The sequence below is a fragment of the Pseudoalteromonas sp. '520P1 No. 423' genome, from assembly GCF_001269985.1.
Lineage (GTDB): Bacteria > Pseudomonadota > Gammaproteobacteria > Enterobacterales > Alteromonadaceae > Pseudoalteromonas.
Window position 1 is genome coordinate 3,340,909 of record NZ_BBZB01000001.1, and the last position, 17,487, is coordinate 3,358,395.

Below are 17,487 nucleotides of genomic sequence, written 5' to 3' on the forward strand. Positions count from 1 at the left end.
TTAAAGATAAAGGAAATAACCCATGACATTAGGTCAAAAAATAAAACACCTCAGAACAGATAAAGAAATGAGCCAACCTGAACTTGCTCAACTCATAGGTATAGAGCAATCTTACTTATCTAAACTAGAAAATGATAAAGCATTTCCATCAGATGAAATTTTTAATCAAATTTTAAATGCTTTCGAAATTGAATTTGAATCTTTTATTAATCAATTTGAACCTGAGTATATTAAACAAACCTTAAGCAAACTCAGTGTTGTGAAAAGTAACTTAAAACAATACCAAACCCAATCAATGAAATACATGTTACGTTGGATTTGGATTTCTTCATTATTAATTATTTTAGGTGCTACGGCTTTAATATCTGGCGAACAAGAATGGATATATAAGCCCGATACCACACGAACTTTTAGTTATGAGTCGTTAGGCATAGTTAAAAAAGATGAGCCTTTACGAATATTTACAGCACATAAGAAGCAAATGACTGATGATGTGTTGGCAAGGTTGAATTTTCATCAGTTAGAATTTAAGGACTCACAAGGCGAGTATTTTGTGAAAGAAATTGACGGCGGTAAACGGTTTTACTATTTAAGCCGCAAGCAAAAATTTGATAATAATAGAGGTTTTAATAACTGGTTACGTATATTAGGCTTACTCGCTATTTTAGCCGGTATTGTTGGACTCTCAATTGAGCATAAAGTCAGACAAGTAAAACTGCAGTTTTCTAAATAGATTTAAACACTCATAAACATTTATTAATTTAAATTATAGCTTCTTTACAAAAAGAAGTTATAACGCTCACAAACTAAGAGTCAAAATGAATACAACAATTAAAATTCTACTAGTGTTAGCATGTTTACTTCAGTCTTTTTTAAGCAATGCACTAGAGTTTAAAACCAAAGACTTTACTGTTATTTATGATACTAACGTGCCAATTAACGTTATCGAAAAGCTGGCAAGAGAGATCGAGCATAATATTAAAATAGTTCAGTCTTATTTAAAACAATCAAAAGAGTATGAAGGAACACCTATTAAAGAACGTTTGCTTGTTTATATATCCAAAACAAAAAGAATACCCTATCAAGATTGGAATACGATTCATATACCTGAAAGTCGTGTTTTAAAGGCTTTTGGTGAAGAACATGAGTATGAAGGAAAAGGACTTGCCATCATTCATGAATTAACTCACGTTTATTCAGTCAGTGCCTTTCGTAAAAAGAAAAAGAATGGCTATGAAGATCGTTTTTTTGATGATGGATTAGCTGTTTTTATGCAACATAGGTTTGGTGAAGAAGCTGAATATCCCAATTTTGGTATTGATCTTTATCGCAGTGTTGCCATTAAATCTCATAAATACGGCGCATTAATTTCACTTGAACAAGCAGAAGAGATCAGACATTCATCTAAAACTGGATTAGGTAGGCAATTAGCTTATCTGCAAGAAGGCGCATTTACCCAGTTTTTAATTGAAAACTATGGCCTAGATAAATATTTCAGAATATATCAAGGCCAAGCAATTAAATCTGTAACAGGTAAAAGCTTTGTTACACTAGAGCAAGAATGGTCTGAAATGATTAATGTATTCAAACCGCAATAAATAAAATGGAGTAACAACTAAATTTTAGATAGCTCCATTTTTAATGGAGCTGCTTTAAATCTATGAAATAAATGTTACATCTTACTTTTTACCTTATTGGTAGCTTGTGCAGTTGCGGGCTCATCTGGCCAAAAATGTCTGGGATACCTGCCCTTCATCTCTTTTTGAATGTCTTTATAACTGCCTTGCCAAAAAGTGGCTAAGTCTTGGGTTAATTGCAGTGGGCGTTTCGCAGGAGATAATAGCTCCATCAGCAATGGTAATTTACCTTGTGCCAGCATAGGCGTACTTGCTAACCCAAACACTTCTTGCATGCGTACAGCGAGTTTTGCAGGACCATCAAGTTGATATTCAATACGAACATTTGAACCACTTGGCACCGACATCCGTAACGGCAAAATGTCATTTAAACTACTTTGCATTTGCCAATCAAATACATTTTTTAACGCTTCTAGATAATTGAATTTTTTTAGCTGTTCTAACTTTTTAATATCCGATAAATAAGGCGCTAACCAAGTTTCTAGAGAACCTAATAATAGATTCATATTTATTGGGTTATATTGCTCAGGAAAATACTTAGCTGCTAGAGACATACGTATAAATAGCTGTTTGGCATCTTTATTTTCGACAAATATTTTAAAGCCATGTTTTTTCACTAACCCTAGCCAGGCTTGTATTCTTAAGCTTTGATCTATGCCTGTATGAATTTGTTGTTCAGTTACACTCAGAGCACCTAGCATAATGCGGTTTTCATGAATAAAACGCCCTGCTTTTTCATCAAATTCACAGATTTCTATTTCATTAAATAAATGCGGTAAAGCCTCTTCAAGTAATGCCATATCACAAGGCGTTGCACTGAAAACTTTACTACCTTTTAACCCGCCCATTTGTGCAATACAAATAAACTCATCTTCATGCCAATAATCTTGAGATAAATCGGCACCGGCGCCATTGGCAAGTAAATAACCATTGCCGCGCTTTTTAGCAAGGCGATCTGGATATGCCAAAGCAAGTAAGATGCTTAAATAAGATGATTCTAATTCATATACAGGTTTTAATTTTAAGCGTTTAAGCCAATAACTTAATTGTTTTTTAAATACAGGATGTGGATTTTGAACTTGGCTATGTAAAGCGATAGATAGTTCATTACTACTTTTCACACCGCTCTCTAATAATGCTGTTAAATACACTGCTAAAACTGTAATGCCGGGATATTGATTTTCTAATGTTTGCGCTTTTACTAACATATGGGCTAAACGAATATCAGCGCCAAAAGATAATACCTTTTGCCCTATTGTTGTTAATTTGCCATTTTCATCAATAGCCTCAAGCATGACTAATAATGATTGTGCTTGTACAATTTGCCCTAGTAAAGGTTTATCTAATAAACATAATTCATTTATATCTGCGCCCCACAGCTTTGCTTCAAGTACAAAGTTACTTATATCTGAACTTAATATATCTGGTAAATCATGGCTATTACGGCGCTCAAAAGTTTGCTTAGAACCTAACCTATATACAATGCCCGATTCAATTCTTCCGGCACGTCCCGCTCTTTGCACTGCAGACGATTGCGATATATTGCTGGTAATAAGCTCAGTAACACCTGTTTTTAAATTAAACTTAGCAGCCCGCTTTTTACCGCTATCTATCACAATGCGAATGCCTGCTATGGTTAAACTGGTTTCGGCAACATTAGTGGTTAATACCACTTTACGTTTACCTGACTCGGCTGGTTTTATTGCTTGTTGTTGGGTATTTTTATCTTGTTCACCATATAAGCTAAATACACTTGTATCTGCATCAAGCTCATTTAAATTACGCGCAACAAAGTTTATTTCTTTTTGACCCGGTAAAAATACTAAAACACTACCTGTTTGCTCTGCTAATGCTTGTTTAATAATACTTGGGATCTGCTCTAACCAGCGAGTTTCGTCTTTTAAAGGAATATATTTTTCATCAATTGGGTAACTGCGCCCTTCACTTGTGATAACAGGACAATCATGATCAAACGAAGCCAGTTTTTGGGTTATATGTTCAGCGTCTAACGTTGCCGACATTAATAATACTTTTAAATCATCTCTTAAAGCAGATTGTGTTTCTAAAGCAAAAGCTAATGCAGTATCTGCAGCAATTGAACGTTCATGAAATTCATCAAATATAACTAAATCTACACCTGTTAATTCCGGATCGTTTTGTAGCATACGTGTGAGCATGCCCTCAGTTACGATTTCTAAGCGGGTATCTTTGCTGACTTGTTTTTCTTGGCGTATCCGTAAACCAATGCTTTGGCCTATTTTTTCATTTTGGCATTGCGCCAAATAACCTGCAATATTACGCGCAGCTAAACGCCTAGGCTCTAGCATAATAATATGTTTAAAGTAATTATCTCTAATAAGTTGTAACGGTAACCAAGTTGATTTACCCGCACCTGGCGGCGCTTGTAATAAAGTCATTGTATTATTATTTAAGGTTTCAACTAATGAGGGATAAATTTCTTCAACAGGTAACAAGGTTATTCAACACATATAAATAGTTTTGAGTCATTGTAACCTTACATTACGCAAGGTCATAACTAAAAAAATGGCTTTACATATTTTGAAACATTTCAACGATGAACTTTTTATTCTTTATGTGGCCTACTCATATAATAGCATTAGAAAAACTATAAATAGGGAACATCACTTTATGAGTAAATTAAAAACTTTTTGGATAAATAATAGACAACTTGTGGTATTTATCGTTTTAATGTCAGTATTTAGAAGTGCTGTAGCCGATTGGTATACAGTGCCAACAGGTTCAATGCAGCCAACCATTAAAGAAGGGGATCGTATTGTAGTAAATAAAATGGCTTATGATTTAAGAGTGCCGTTCAGTCATACTTCAATTGTTAGAACAGGAGAGCCAAAAAGAGGTGAAATCATTGTTTTTGAATCTGATGCTGCACAAAACAGATTAATAAAACGTGTTATTGGACTTCCGGGTGACAAGGTCAGCTTAAAAGATGAAGTCTTATTTATTAATGGTGAAAAGCTTAACCACACTGTAACAACTCACAATAGTAATGAACTCTTTGCCAATGAAACAATTAACGGTTTTACCCATAAAATTCGTATTGAAAAAAATGGTAATGAGCAATTTAGTAACTTTTCTACTGTTTTAGTTCCTGAAGATCATTATTTAGTAATGGGAGATAATCGTAGAAACAGTGCTGATTCTCGTGCTTATGGTTTTGTACCACGAAGTGAGCTAAAAGGAAAAGCAACAAATGTTGCCTTTTCATTAGATTACGATGATTACTATCTTCCTCGTTCAGACAGATTTATAACAGATCTTTATTCCGAATAAATGAAAAACTAAAGTTTACAAAAGGCCATTCATTAATGGCTTTTTTTGTGGTTGGTAACTTTATAGTAAAACTTTTTTACAAGAGTCAAACGTCATTAACTTTGTTAAATAGCTTCCCACTTCAGGGTGCTCTGATAACAGCTTAAAATCACGTGTAACAGTATTTATATAGTGAAGCATTGGCGCTAATAAGGCATCAGCAATGCTTAATTTCTCACCATTTATAACCTGATTATTACTTGCTAGTTCTTGCCCTATAACCCTTAAAGCATTATGAACATTAGGTATCGCAGCTTTAACAACATCCATACGTACAGTGCCGTTTTCTCCTTTTGGAAATGCAAATTCGACTAAAAAATCTCTTAAAATTGCCTTGTCTATATCAATCGATGCAATTGCACAAAAAGCATCATGATATGCTGATTTTTGCTCTTGTTCGAATTGCACTTTAGTGCCAGTAAAATTATTATCTAAATAACGACAGATTGAAGCTGTTTCAGCTAATGCAAAATCATTATGCAATAAAATTGGGATCTTGCCATAAGGGTGCATTTTTAAATGTGCGTCACTTTTAAACTCGACAGGTTTGCCTTTTACTTCAAACCCCACTGTATATTTAATTCCTTTTTGTTCACAGATCAACATAACTGTGCGAACAAAGTTAGATTTAGGTAAACCAAAAATATGTACTGGATCTGAATTAATATTTAAGCTCATTTCTTTTCTTCCTTTATTGTGAATAAATATTAATCTAATCTGATTTTAAATATGTTCAAGAACATATTTTAAAATTGTGACATAATTCATAAAACTACAAACAAAGAGTATTGATAATGGCTTGGCATAAAGAACATAAACAGCAAACAAAAGATAAGATTTTAGCCAGTGCGGCTAAACTATTTGCTCATAATGGCTTTGAAAAGATTTCTATTGATCAAGTTATGCAAGATGCTAAGCTTACCCGAGGCGCTTTTTATTCACACTTCAAATCAAAGAGCGATTTATACTCACAGTCCTTAATTAAAGGCGCGCAAACCGCACAAACCCGTAAGCCTAAAAACAGCAATGCTAGTTTAGTCAATATTGCACAATATTATTTAAGCCAAACTCATAGAGATGAATGCGAAGAAGCCCCCTGCCCCTTAGCCTTTTTAGTATCTGATATTTCACAGCAAAATGAAGAAATCAAAAACACCTATACAAAAATGTTCAAATGCTTTGTTGAGCAAGCCAGTATACATACTGAAGATCAGCAACAAGCGTTGCAAAGCGTGGTACTTATGATTGGTGGTTTAGCGATTTCTCGAGCACTAAACGATAAAGATTTAAGCAATAACCTTTTAACTGCTTGTCAAAAGGCCATTACTGAAATTTAACAATTAATGATAAATTAGTGAGTTGTTTTATTGGCTAATCTGATACTGATCAATACACATAAAGCGATTAAAATAAAGCTAGTCCATATGGTGCTTTGAAACCCGTATTGCTGATATAAAAAACCAGATAAGATCGTGCCCAACAACCTACCACTGGCATTAGCCATATAATAAAAACCCACATCTAATGAAGCGTTTTCACTATTAGCATAATGTACAATTAAAAATGAATGAACCGCAGAGTTAATAGCAAAAACGACTGCAAAAAATAATAAACCAATAACTACTACATTTTGTGCGCTAAGACCTATAAAGTTTGCGACTATCATGCTTAAAGGCGCCGCAAGTAATGCTAATGCACTTTTTACTGCGGTATTGGCATTTGGATGTTGCGTTTTAAAGCCTAATAAATTGGGTGATATTGACTGCACAATACCATAAAGAATAACCCAAGAAGCCATCAAAACCCCCACAGAGCTGTGATGCCATTCAAGTTCAGATATCAAAAATACCGGCAAAGCGACAACAAACCAGATATCTCTAGCACTAAACAAAAAGAATCTCGCTGCAGACAATAAATTAATTGATTCACTTTTTGAAAATAACTCACTGAATTTGGCTTTATATTTTTTAGCTTTTAGGCTCGACTTTAAATTTAGCGCACATAAAGTAGCGACTAATAGTAACCCTATAGCCAAAATATACAGTGCATTTTCATAGCCAAATACACTTAGTAAAACACCGCCTAAAAAGAAGCCGATGCCTTTTAATGCATTTTTAGAACCAGTTAAAATACTCACCCATTTAAATAAAGTTGAACCATCATTTTCTGGTACTAATTGTTTAATGGCTGTTTTAGCACTCATTTTATTGAGGTCTTTGGCTATACCTGAAATAGCCTGCATTAACATAACAAAAATGACACTAAGCCATTGTGTTTGTGCGAGCAATACCAGCGCGACTATTTGCAACGCTAAACCACTAAATAAAGTGGTTTTCAAACCAAACCTTGCCCCTAACCAGCCACCAAATAAATTAGTGACTATACCAAAAAATTCATAAAATAAAAATAATGAAGCAACTTCTAACGAGCTGTAGCCAAGCTGGTGAAAGTATAAAACTACCAGCATTCGAAGTGCGCCATCTGTGAGTGTGAATCCCCAATAAGAACCAGTGATCCACATATAATCTTTTATGCTTTGTTTCATTCAATTAATACTCTGAAAAGTAAACTATCTAAGCTAAGAGCCTGTGATCTACTTGTAATCTTTAATGCTATATTTCATTTGTTACTTGTACTCTATTTTAGAAAATCAGCATAAACTTAAAAAGCATAACTAGGACATCTTCGATCGGAGATCTCTGTTTAAATTACACCTTTCACTATATCTAATTAAATTGCCAAAAGATTCCCGATAACAGATCTCGGGAATGACTAATTTGATTTAGTTGCTATTTAAACTAATGACTTTTTTGATCTATTAAATCAACAATATCTTGCATGCGACTTACATAATTAATTTCGTTATCGTACCAAGCAAGTACCTTAACCATAGTTTTGTTGATCACTTGAGTAGATAAGCCATCAACTATGGCACTATGCTGATCACCAACAAAATCAACTGATACTAATGGACGATATTCAATATCTAAAATATCTTTAAGCTCGCCATTTTTAGCATCATCAAACAGCTGATTAATTTGCTCAACTGATGTTTCTTGCTCTGTTTCAATCACTAAATCAACTAAAGACCCACTCAATAAAGGCACACGTACTGCTAAACCATCTAACTTGCCTTGTAGATCAGGGAATATTGTCATAATTGCAGTTGTTGAGCCTGAACTTGTCGGAATAAGAGACTCGCCACAGGCACGTGCACGTCGTAAATCTTTATGTGCTTTATCAACGATTGTTTGCGTATTGGTAATATCGTGAATCGTTGTCATTGCACCATGTTTGATGCCTACAGACTCTTTTAAAACTTTAATTACAGGTGCTAAACAGTTTGTAGTACAAGAAGCAGCAGTGATCACGTTATGTATATCTGCATCATAATCTTGATGATTAACGCCATATACTAAGTTTATTGCACCATCATCTTTTACTGGACATGCAACTAAAACTTTTTTAAGGCCTTTATTTAATAAGTCTTGAAATAATGCTGACTGGCGATATTTACCCGAACAATCAATTAATAAATCGATATTATCTACAGGTAATGCATTTAAATCAGCTGTGCTTATTACATCAATTTTTGAGTTTTTTATGATTACTTGTGATTCTGAAGAGGTAATTTCATTATCTTTAAAACGCCCTTGAACTGAATCAAACGCTAATAAGTGTGCAACTGTTTTTGCATCACAAGCAGGATCATTGATATACACGATTTCATGAGTGCCTAGCTCGATTAATAAACGAGTTAGTAATTTACCCATACGGCCAAAACCATTAATAGCAACTTTCATTTTTTATTCCTTAATCACAACAACTTGTTTTAAATTGATTTATATCTGCACAGCATTGCTCATCTTGCAAAAGCTGCACTTTTAATATTGTCAGCACATCTTGCTTATCTGTTGATAATTTTGAGTTTATTTCATAATAACGCCAAGTCCCCGAACGGCTTACGGTAACAATATTGGCATTTTTTAAGTAAGTTAAATGTCTACTGATCATACTCTGTTGTAAATCGAGTGTAGTCACCAGATCACATACACATACTTGTTGATTATTTAACAGTATATTTAAAATTCTTAGCCTAACTGGCTCACTGCACGTTTTATAAAATTGAGATATTTCAGTTAACATTCTTATATACGGATAAGCAAATATATGTAAGATTATATTGAAATTTTAAAGAGGCGCAATGCGTATTTTTAATCTATGAAATAAAAATTATAAACCTTTAATATGACAGTAATTTTATATCGAGCAAAATAAAGATATTTTAATGGGTATTACTTTAATTGCTTTTGAAAATCCTGCATTACATCATCTAATGATCAGATTATATTTAAATGACTATCAGCCATTTGCTCAAACTTCAGTAATGTTTTTTCTGTTAACTAAGTGAGATTTAATTCTTCTTTATCGGTTAACTGCAGCTAACACATCTAATAACTGACCTTTTTTTAACCTCATCTTCAGGAATATTTTTAATTAAAAAACTTAAATTTTCTGTTTGAATAAAATAACGACGACCAACATTTAAAACTCTCTTCCCTGTTTGCATCGCCAATATAAGTAAGTCTTCTTCCATACCAGTTGCGCCATCAGTTGGACTATCCCAAAAACTTAAGTGTTGATTCTCATTAATATCAATGGATGCAATTAAATCTAAATCATTGAAGTATTTAAAAATTGTATTAATAAAAGAATTAATATTACGACTTAATAAACTCGATTGTATCGCTTTAGCTGCTGTGCCCCATACAAATGAATCTGACATGGCAGCAAAAACAACTTCATTAGAGGATTTTTCAGCCTGTCTTATCGCATCGAATGAGTTTTTTTACTTTTAATGTAACATCAATTTTATGGTTAGTATTGCAGGCTAAAAACTTTTTTATCTATCCATTCAATCGCTCCACTATTAAAAGCAGCCATTTTTATATCTAAGTCATCTGAGGCACTAATAAACACTATAATGGGCAGTGTATTTTGAGATTTTAGGCAATTAGCTATATCTATGCCTACACCATTTGGTAAATAATAATCAAGCAGAACAACATCATAATTTTTCTCTAAAATAAGCTCAGATGCTTGTTTGACTGAAAATGCTTTATCTATGAGGTACCCATCACCTAAAGACAAAGCAATAAGATCATTTAAACAAATATCACCTTCAACAACTCAAGCCGATATAGATATAATCGAAATCTCTAAAAATCACTCTTTTATAAGATTAGCAAAAATAAAAAAGTCCCCACTATAAATAGTGAGGATTTTAAGGTTTAATCATATTTCATGATTCTATCGGATATCTTCTATTTCTATCGTACTAGTTACGCATTGAAACAAATTCAGGATATGCATCAATTCCACAATCATGTTGATCCATACCGTTTAACTCTTCTTCTTCGCCAACACGTATACCCATTGTCTTCTTAATTATCATCCAAGTAACAAATGACGCAATAAATACAAAGCTAAAGATACAAGCGATACCGATTAACTGTTTTATTATTGTTGCTTCAGCATTTGAAATTGGTACTAATAATAAACCTAAAATACCACATACACCATGAACTGAAATTGCACCTACTGGATCATCTATTTTAAGTTTATCTAACATTACGATACTAAATACCACTAAAGAGCCACCTAAACCACCTAATAACAGAGATAAAACAGGTGAAGGCGATGCCGGATCTGCAGTAATTACAACTAAACCAGCTAATGCACCATTTAATACCATAGTTAAATCAGCTTTGCCCCACTGTAACTTACATACTAACAATGCAGCTATTGCACCCGCTGCTGCTGCTGCATTGGTATTGACCATAATTTTACCGATAGCAGAAGCGTTTTCCATATCAGATAAAAGTAATTGTGAACCACCGTTAAAACCAAACCAACCCATCCATAAGATAAATGTACCTAAAGTTGCAAGTGGTAAGTTAGAACCTGGAATTGGGTAAATCTCACCTTTTTTACCGTATTTACCTTTACGCGCACCTAATAAAATCACACCAGCTAAAGCCGCTGCAGCACCTGCCATATGTACAATGCCAGAACCTGCAAAATCAACAAAACCTAACTCTGATAAAAAGCCACCACCCCAAGTCCAATAACCTTCTAAAGGATAAATAAAACCTGTCAGTACCACAGTGAAAATTAAGAAAGACCAAAGTTTCATACGCTCAGCTACAGCACCTGAAACAATTGACATCGCTGTTGCAACAAATACAACTTGGAAGAAAAAATCAGACTCTAAAGAATGATCTGCACCTTCGGCTTGAGTACCAATCAAAGCACCTAAACTTGGAATAAAACCACCTTCAGCGTTATCTACATACATGATGTTATAACCAACTAATAAAAACATGGTACAAGCGATAGCATAAAGCGCGACATTTTTTGTTAAAATTTCAGTGGTATTTTTAGAGCGCACTAAACCTGCTTCTAACATGGCAAAACCTGCAGCCATCCACATTACTAAAATACCGGATACTAAAAAGTAAAAAGTATCTAAGGCAAATTTGAGTTCTAATACTGTATTTTCCATTATTCTATCCCCTTAAATTGCTTCATCATCTAGTTCACCAGTACGAATACGTACGATTTGATCTAAGTCATATACAAATATTTTTCCGTCACCAATTTTTCCTGTTGAGCCAACACGTGTGATCACTTCAATCAAACGGTCTACATTTTCAGTTCTGGTAGCGATTTCTAATTTTATTTTTGGGATAAAATCAACTTGATACTCTGCACCGCGATAAAGCTCTGTATGGCCTCTTTGACGACCAAAACCCTTCACATCTACAACTGTCATACCTTCAACACCTAAGTCAGAAAGCGCCTCTCTTACATCATCAAGTTTGAAAGGTTTGATAATGGCAGTGATCATTTTCATGGTTAATTCCCCTTATGTTCAATTTTTTGCTAGTTAAATAGGTTACTTTTTAGTTCTAAACTGCTAATTATTTTGTAACTAACTATATTTATAAACTAAGTAATCCAACCTTTATGCCAGAAATAAAAAGAACTAAATTTCAGATAGTTGGAATAAATAAAGACAGTAATAGAAGTACCAATGCACAGAATTGGTGCATAAATAGGCGTATATGGTGCGTGAAATTAAAAGGGAAGTGACTAATACAGATACAAATTAGATAAAATGTGGCATTATTTACATATAGACTCAATATCTGGCTTGAGCATAAATAAATATCCAATAAGAATAAATAATAAAGGATTTTGATTTTCAATGAGTTACTGGATTATTCAGGCACTAACTGCATGTATTCTGTTTGCGCTTCAATTTCTACCTATTAGACAATATAAATTTGCTATATATCCAGAATGGGCGGTTTTCACGCTATTTATCATCAACTCAGTCTTACTTGTTGCTTTAACGCACTTTGTTATTCGTGGCGCAATTAAATATCAACAGCAAGCCGGCATCACAGGTAAAAAACTATTTGCCACTGTGATCGGATGCATTTTAATGTCTTGTTTGGTCGATAGCACACTGGTCATTAATTTACAGTCTGTACTTTCTCCTGATATTGATAGCGCAACTAAAGCATTACGTATTGGTAATGAATCCCAAGCTTATTTAGAAAACATGGGCGCTTATAGCCCGCGTTGGCAATTTACTTACGCATTAACCATGCTGTTTGCTACAACGCTATTATATAGTGCCTGGAGTACATGGTATTTTTTACTAACCAGCATCAGAAATCGCGTACAAATTAAAGAAAAAGTAAAGTCAGGGCAGCTTGCCTTATTAATGAGCCAGCTCAATCCACACTTTTTATTCAACTCGATGAACAGCATTAGAGGAATGATTTTTGAGGATAAAGCGCTAGCAAAAGAGTTAGTTGATAAACTAACAGAGCTATTTAGATATAATTTGAGCTCAAATCAAAAAATAACGGCCTCATTAGAAGATGAATTACGCGTATGTGAGTTTTATTTAGATATAGAGCAAACGAGATTAGAAGAGCGTTTATTAATAGAAATTTTTATAGAACCTGAAATTTTAAAGTTGCAAGTACCCACAATGGGATTATTAACCTTACTTGAAAATGCCATTAAACACGGTATTGCCCCGCGCATTGAACAAAGTTTATTGTCAATCAAAGCCCATAAAACAAATAAACATTGGCAATTATCAGTTACTAACCCGCTATATCATGGAAAATATAAAGCCCAAGGCACAGGCACTGGCTTATCAAATTTAGAGCAACGTTTATTTTTAATGTACGGTGACACTGCGCATATAAAGGTAGATAAAACAAAAGATTTATTTACAGCCACCCTTACTTTACCGCTAAAGGATAAATAATGAAGTCTACTTATTTAACGCAAGTTGGTAAAAATTACTGGCAATATCAAGGGATATGTTTTTTAGTTTTTGCAATTATGAGTACAATTTCTAGCTTAACAACACTGTCCTTAATAGCAAGTAAACCTCAAATAATGTCATTTGTCTTAGTCAGTATTGTAAATATGTTTTTAAGCTGCCATATAATTGCTAGAGGTATCTACAAGTTTGCTGAAAAGAGAAATAACGGCATATTTAAAAATATTCTATGGCTTTTATTAAACTCACTTATTTGTGGCTCATTTTATTTTTTAGTGGATATGTCTTATTTAAAGTTAGGTCCTCCTACATTTACTTTTACTGATATGTCTGAGGCTATGAATTCTGAAGTCTCTGACATATCCTTTGAAATGAAAATTTTATTAACTTGGTCCGGTTATTGGACGACTTCTGGAACATGGTTAGTACTTTATAGTTTTATTTCATCAAGTCGCTTTTATAAGCAACTGAAAGAGCAAAGCGATAGTCAAGAATTAAAATTATTACTTAATCAAATTAATCCTGAGTTTTTATATGCCACTATGGATGCCATTAAAACTTCAATTGATAAAGATACCGAATTAGCAGCTGACATTGTCACGCAAGCTTCTGAATTGTTCAGATATAACTTAATGTCTAGTAAAACAAATCATGCAGATATCAACGAAGAATTAATGAGTCTCAATAATTATTTAGGTTTATTAAAAGAGCAAAACAGATCTCCTGAAACAATACATATTTCACTAAAAAACCAAGAAAACATTCCTAATTTGCCCGCTATGAGCATGATTTTTATGTTGTCACACATATTAAATAATGCTAAAAATCAAACTCATGCATTAAGTATTGACGGTTATATTGTAAGTGATAACTACAAAATAGAGATGTTACATACTTCAGTTAAAAAGTATAAATCAGATTTTAGTTATCTTAAAAATTTAAGATTAAGACTGCAATATATGTATAAAAACCAAGCGCGATTGGATGTAAAAAAAGACTGGCAAAGTCATAAACTTATTTTAACCTTGCCTTTAAAAATAAACTCAGCGACTAATGCTATTACCACTTAACACCAATATTAACCCTTTATCATTTAACATTAGGCATAAAGCAATTTTAAATTTAGACTGATGATGATCGATAATAAAAAAGAAACGTAATACTACTTTCGAGAAAATATGGATAAAGCTATTTATGTTCAATAAACAACCTGATTCTGCACTTAATCCTCATTTCATATTTAATAGTATGAATGCGATTCGCTATACTATTTTTGAGGATCAGGACAAAGCAAGTGAACTACTCAGCGAATTAGCTCATCTATTACGTTACAAATTAGCTGATGGTAAAATTGCCACTTCAGTACACAATGAATTAAGTCATATCACCCAATATTTAAGTCTTGAACAACTGCGCTTAGAAGAGCGTATTACAGTTAAGTTAGACGGAATGCATTTAGGCGAACAATTAAAACTGCCTTGTTCTGTTTTATTGCCTGTAGTAGAAAAAATACTGCATGAAAAAGATGCCTATAGTGTGTTTGAAAATACCCTTAACTTAACTTGTTCTGCAACTGATTCAGGGGTTTTATTTTCGCTACACTTAGCGCAATCACCTAAATTAAAGCAAGGCGATATCGACTTTAGCAATGAACTTTCACCACTTGATGGTGCAGTGAAATATACATTAAAACAAGAATTAACAACTAACAGCTACAAGATGGAGTTAGAGCTTAATAAGCTTTAAATAAAAAAATGACAAGTATGAAAGTGATTATTGTAGATGATGAACGTTTGGCAAGAAACGAATTAAAACGTCTATTATCAAAGCATTCTAACATTGAAATTATTGATGAAGCTAAAAATGCAGATGAAGCAGCTATAAAAATCAAAGAGCAACAGCCAGATGCAATATTCTTAGATATTCATATGCCAGGCTCAACAGGTTTGGAACTTGCTGAATCTCTAGGCGATGACGTAAACATTATTTTTTGTACCGCTTATGACCAATTTGCTGTTGATGCATTTTCTTTAAATGCGATGGATTACCTCGTAAAACCGGTAAACCCAGAACGACTTTCAGATGCAATCGCCAAATTAGAAGCCAGATTAGAGCAGTCTAAACAACAAACGGGCTTACCTGATGACCATAAGTTAATGGTTAAATATGGCGAAACTATGCGCATAATTCCTCTGAGCGATATAATTCGTTTTGAATCTATTGGTAACCATGCAGCTATTTATACGCCTCACGGTAAAGCTTTTTTACATAGCTCACTCAATAAAATTGAAGCTAAATTAGATGCAAGTCATTACTTTAGAGCGAGTCGTTCAGATATTATTCGTTTAGACGCGATAGAGAGCATGGAACAAGCAATTAGCTATGGATTAGAGGCTAAACTAAGCAATGGTCAAACAGTAGAGATCTCCCGCAGACAAGCAACTAAACTAAAGCAGCTTTTAGAATTTACCCAGCTTTAATAAAAAACAAAAAACCGAGCTTAGCTCGGTTTTTTTGTATCTGTCTATTTTATTTAACTTAAGCTATTTCAGCTCATCACATACTTCTATTTGATATTGTACAACCTGATTTCTTCCTTGGCTTTTAGCATCGTATAATGCTGAGTCTGCAATATTTATCAATTGTGATAACTCTTCATCTTCTGATAATGCAATACCAGCACTAATTGATACACCTATTGGTTGACCAGAAAAATTAAAACTTGTATTTGAGATTTGAAATCTAAACTCATCAACGAATTCAAATGCTTGCTCTAAGTTTAAGCCCTTTAATAAAATAGCAAACTCTTCTCCACCGACTCTAGCCACTAGATAATTAGAGAAATACTTTTGCATCGCATTTGAAACTGCAACTAGCACACTATCACCTGCTTGATGCCCATAAGTATCATTTATCGGTTTAAAGTGATCGATATCTAGCATCACCATGACAGCTGCTTCATTACTGTGTTTTAATGATTTAACAGTGCGCTCAGATTGGTTGTAAAAATATCTTCGGTTATAGAGGTTCGTTAAGTAATCTCGATTTGCAGTATCTTTAATTTCCGCAATTAACTTAATTTGTTCCATGGTTTGCATTACACGACAATGGAATTCTTCAGGTAAAAATGGTTTAACTAAAAAATCATTTGCACCATTTTTAATAAATTTTGCAGATAGGCTTTGACTACCTGAGCCTGAAATACCAATAATGGCAAGTTCATCTCTGCCCCGCTTATTACGAATTGCTTTTACCAGTTCAAAACCATCCATTTCTGGCATGGCATAATCAGTCATCAACAAATTAATCGTTTGATCTTTTGATAAAACCTCTAGCGCTTGGGCACCATCTTCAGCTTCGATAACATCATAAAGCAATTGCTCTAACATATGCTTCATCATTTTTCGGCTAGTTTTAGAATCATCTGCAACTAAGACTTTACGACCTTTGTTTTCAAGTAATTGAGTGATTAATTTAACAGCAAACAAATAAGAGTCGCGGTTATCTTTTAAAACATAATCAACAACGCCCATTTCTAACATTTGCTGACGCTTATACTCTTCAATTGTTGAGGTAAGCACAACTGTCGGAATTTTTTGATTTAAGGTAAGTTTTGCCACCTCACCATTTGGCGCATCAGGAAGAGTTAAATCAACTAAAGCTAAGTCATAAGTATGATTTTTAAGAAAAGTTGCAGCTTCGCGTAAAGACCAAGCAAAATCTATAGGCACATCTAATTGTGCAGTCAAATGACGTAATACTTGCTGTACTACTTTACTATCTTCAACAATTAACACCCTTTGCATTAGATATACTCCACACTTATCTAGAAATGAGCATGCACATTAACATTATTACGTTGCAAAAAACACAACTTGTTACAGTTTGTTATCATTTAAAGGCCGTATGTAAAAAGATACAACCAACATACAATATTACCGCTTATATTTAAAATGGAAATATTTACACAAAAGACTAACTAAATAATTATGTATTCAGAGTTATCTATTTCAAACTATACTTCTATTCTATACCTTGTTCATAAAACACATATAAAGCGACTATTTCTTATTAAACTTTTTTAGAAAAGTACATTGATACTGTTGTGCTAATTTTAACGCGTTTATTGGC

General features: G+C 33.6%; 18 protein-coding genes. 8 read left to right on the plus strand and 10 right to left on the minus strand.

Going from position 1 to position 17,487, the window contains the following annotated elements; translation table 11 throughout:
• The first annotated feature begins 22 nt into the window (after positions 1 to 22).
• A complete protein-coding gene (locus PSA_RS15290; protein ID WP_052379806.1) occupies positions 23 to 733 on the plus strand; it encodes a helix-turn-helix domain-containing protein in 711 nt (236 codons plus the stop codon).
• An 85-nt stretch (positions 734 to 818) separates the two neighbouring features.
• On the plus strand, positions 819 to 1,598 hold the full coding sequence (locus PSA_RS15295) for a hypothetical protein (RefSeq protein WP_042142638.1): 780 nt from the start codon (positions 819 to 821) through the stop codon (positions 1,596 to 1,598).
• Between the two features lie 74 nt (positions 1,599 to 1,672).
• On the opposite strand, the gene hrpB is transcribed toward PSA_RS15295, so the two are convergent.
• Positions 1,673 to 4,111 (minus strand): ATP-dependent helicase HrpB, encoded by a 2,439-nt coding sequence (hrpB, locus tag PSA_RS15300; protein ID WP_042142640.1) that lies wholly within the window; start codon positions 4,109 to 4,111, stop codon positions 1,673 to 1,675.
• A 175-nt stretch (positions 4,112 to 4,286) separates the two neighbouring features.
• On the opposite strand from hrpB, the gene lepB reads away from it, so the two are divergent.
• Positions 4,287 to 4,946, plus strand: coding sequence for a signal peptidase I (gene lepB, locus PSA_RS15305; RefSeq protein ID WP_042142642.1), 660 nt, complete (start codon positions 4,287 to 4,289; stop codon positions 4,944 to 4,946).
• Between the two features lie 60 nt (positions 4,947 to 5,006).
• On the opposite strand, the gene PSA_RS15310 is transcribed toward lepB, so the two are convergent.
• Positions 5,007 to 5,663: a glutathione S-transferase family protein gene (locus PSA_RS15310; RefSeq protein WP_042142644.1), complete on the minus strand. Its 657-nt coding sequence runs from the start codon at positions 5,661 to 5,663 to the stop codon at positions 5,007 to 5,009.
• Positions 5,664 to 5,779: 116 nt separating this feature from the next.
• Here PSA_RS15310 and PSA_RS15315 point away from each other — a divergent pair, with 116 nt between their 5' ends.
• Complete coding sequence (locus tag PSA_RS15315) at positions 5,780 to 6,322, plus strand: TetR/AcrR family transcriptional regulator (RefSeq protein WP_042142645.1); 543 nt, start codon at positions 5,780 to 5,782, stop codon at positions 6,320 to 6,322.
• 14 nt (positions 6,323 to 6,336) lie between these two features.
• On the opposite strand, the gene arsJ is transcribed toward PSA_RS15315, so the two are convergent.
• The 7 genes from arsJ to PSA_RS15350 form a co-directional block, all read right to left on the minus strand.
• Positions 6,337 to 7,530 carry an organoarsenical effux MFS transporter ArsJ gene (arsJ, locus tag PSA_RS15320; protein WP_042142647.1) on the minus strand — a complete coding sequence of 398 codons (1,194 nt, stop codon included), beginning with the start codon at positions 7,528 to 7,530 and terminating at the stop codon, positions 6,337 to 6,339.
• Positions 7,531 to 7,783: 253 nt separating this feature from the next.
• Positions 7,784 to 8,788, minus strand: coding sequence for an ArsJ-associated glyceraldehyde-3-phosphate dehydrogenase (locus PSA_RS15325; RefSeq protein ID WP_042142649.1), 1,005 nt, complete (start codon positions 8,786 to 8,788; stop codon positions 7,784 to 7,786).
• A 10-nt stretch (positions 8,789 to 8,798) separates the two neighbouring features.
• Entirely contained in the window at positions 8,799 to 9,131 is a 333-nt protein-coding gene (locus PSA_RS15330) for a helix-turn-helix transcriptional regulator (protein ID WP_082305746.1), read from the minus strand.
• A 286-nt stretch (positions 9,132 to 9,417) separates the two neighbouring features.
• On the minus strand, positions 9,418 to 9,771 hold the full coding sequence (locus PSA_RS15335) for a hypothetical protein (protein WP_042142650.1): 354 nt from the start codon (positions 9,769 to 9,771) through the stop codon (positions 9,418 to 9,420).
• Positions 9,772 to 9,863: 92 nt separating this feature from the next.
• Positions 9,864 to 10,136, minus strand: a complete 273-nt coding sequence (locus tag PSA_RS15340; protein ID WP_042142652.1) for a response regulator — start codon at positions 10,134 to 10,136, stop codon at positions 9,864 to 9,866.
• Between the two features lie 187 nt (positions 10,137 to 10,323).
• Positions 10,324 to 11,550 carry an ammonium transporter gene (locus tag PSA_RS15345; protein WP_042142654.1) on the minus strand — a complete coding sequence of 409 codons (1,227 nt, stop codon included), beginning with the start codon at positions 11,548 to 11,550 and terminating at the stop codon, positions 10,324 to 10,326.
• Between the two features lie 12 nt (positions 11,551 to 11,562).
• A complete protein-coding gene (locus PSA_RS15350) occupies positions 11,563 to 11,901 on the minus strand; it encodes a P-II family nitrogen regulator (protein ID WP_042142657.1) in 339 nt (112 codons plus the stop codon).
• A gap of 354 nt (positions 11,902 to 12,255) precedes the next feature.
• Between PSA_RS15350 and PSA_RS15355 the strand changes: the two genes are divergently transcribed.
• The 4 genes from PSA_RS15355 to PSA_RS15370 all read left to right on the plus strand — a co-directional run bounded on the left by PSA_RS15355 (position 12,256) and on the right by PSA_RS15370 (position 15,836).
• Complete coding sequence (locus PSA_RS15355; protein ID WP_042142659.1) at positions 12,256 to 13,338, plus strand: sensor histidine kinase; 1,083 nt, start codon at positions 12,256 to 12,258, stop codon at positions 13,336 to 13,338.
• Positions 13,338 to 14,426: a histidine kinase gene (locus PSA_RS15360; RefSeq protein WP_042142662.1), complete on the plus strand. Its 1,089-nt coding sequence runs from the start codon at positions 13,338 to 13,340 to the stop codon at positions 14,424 to 14,426. The genes PSA_RS15355 and PSA_RS15360 overlap by 1 nt, the downstream gene beginning before the upstream one ends.
• Before the next feature lie 124 nt (positions 14,427 to 14,550).
• Complete coding sequence (locus PSA_RS15365) at positions 14,551 to 15,102, plus strand: histidine kinase (RefSeq protein ID WP_042142664.1); 552 nt, start codon at positions 14,551 to 14,553, stop codon at positions 15,100 to 15,102.
• An 8-nt stretch (positions 15,103 to 15,110) separates the two neighbouring features.
• Positions 15,111 to 15,836 carry a LytTR family DNA-binding domain-containing protein gene (locus PSA_RS15370; RefSeq protein WP_052379808.1) on the plus strand — a complete coding sequence of 242 codons (726 nt, stop codon included), beginning with the start codon at positions 15,111 to 15,113 and terminating at the stop codon, positions 15,834 to 15,836.
• 63 nt (positions 15,837 to 15,899) lie between these two features.
• Here PSA_RS15370 and PSA_RS15375 read toward each other — a convergent pair whose 3' ends face one another.
• Entirely contained in the window at positions 15,900 to 17,162 is a 1,263-nt protein-coding gene (locus PSA_RS15375; RefSeq protein ID WP_042142667.1) for a response regulator, read from the minus strand.
• Positions 17,163 to 17,487 lie beyond the last annotated feature (325 nt).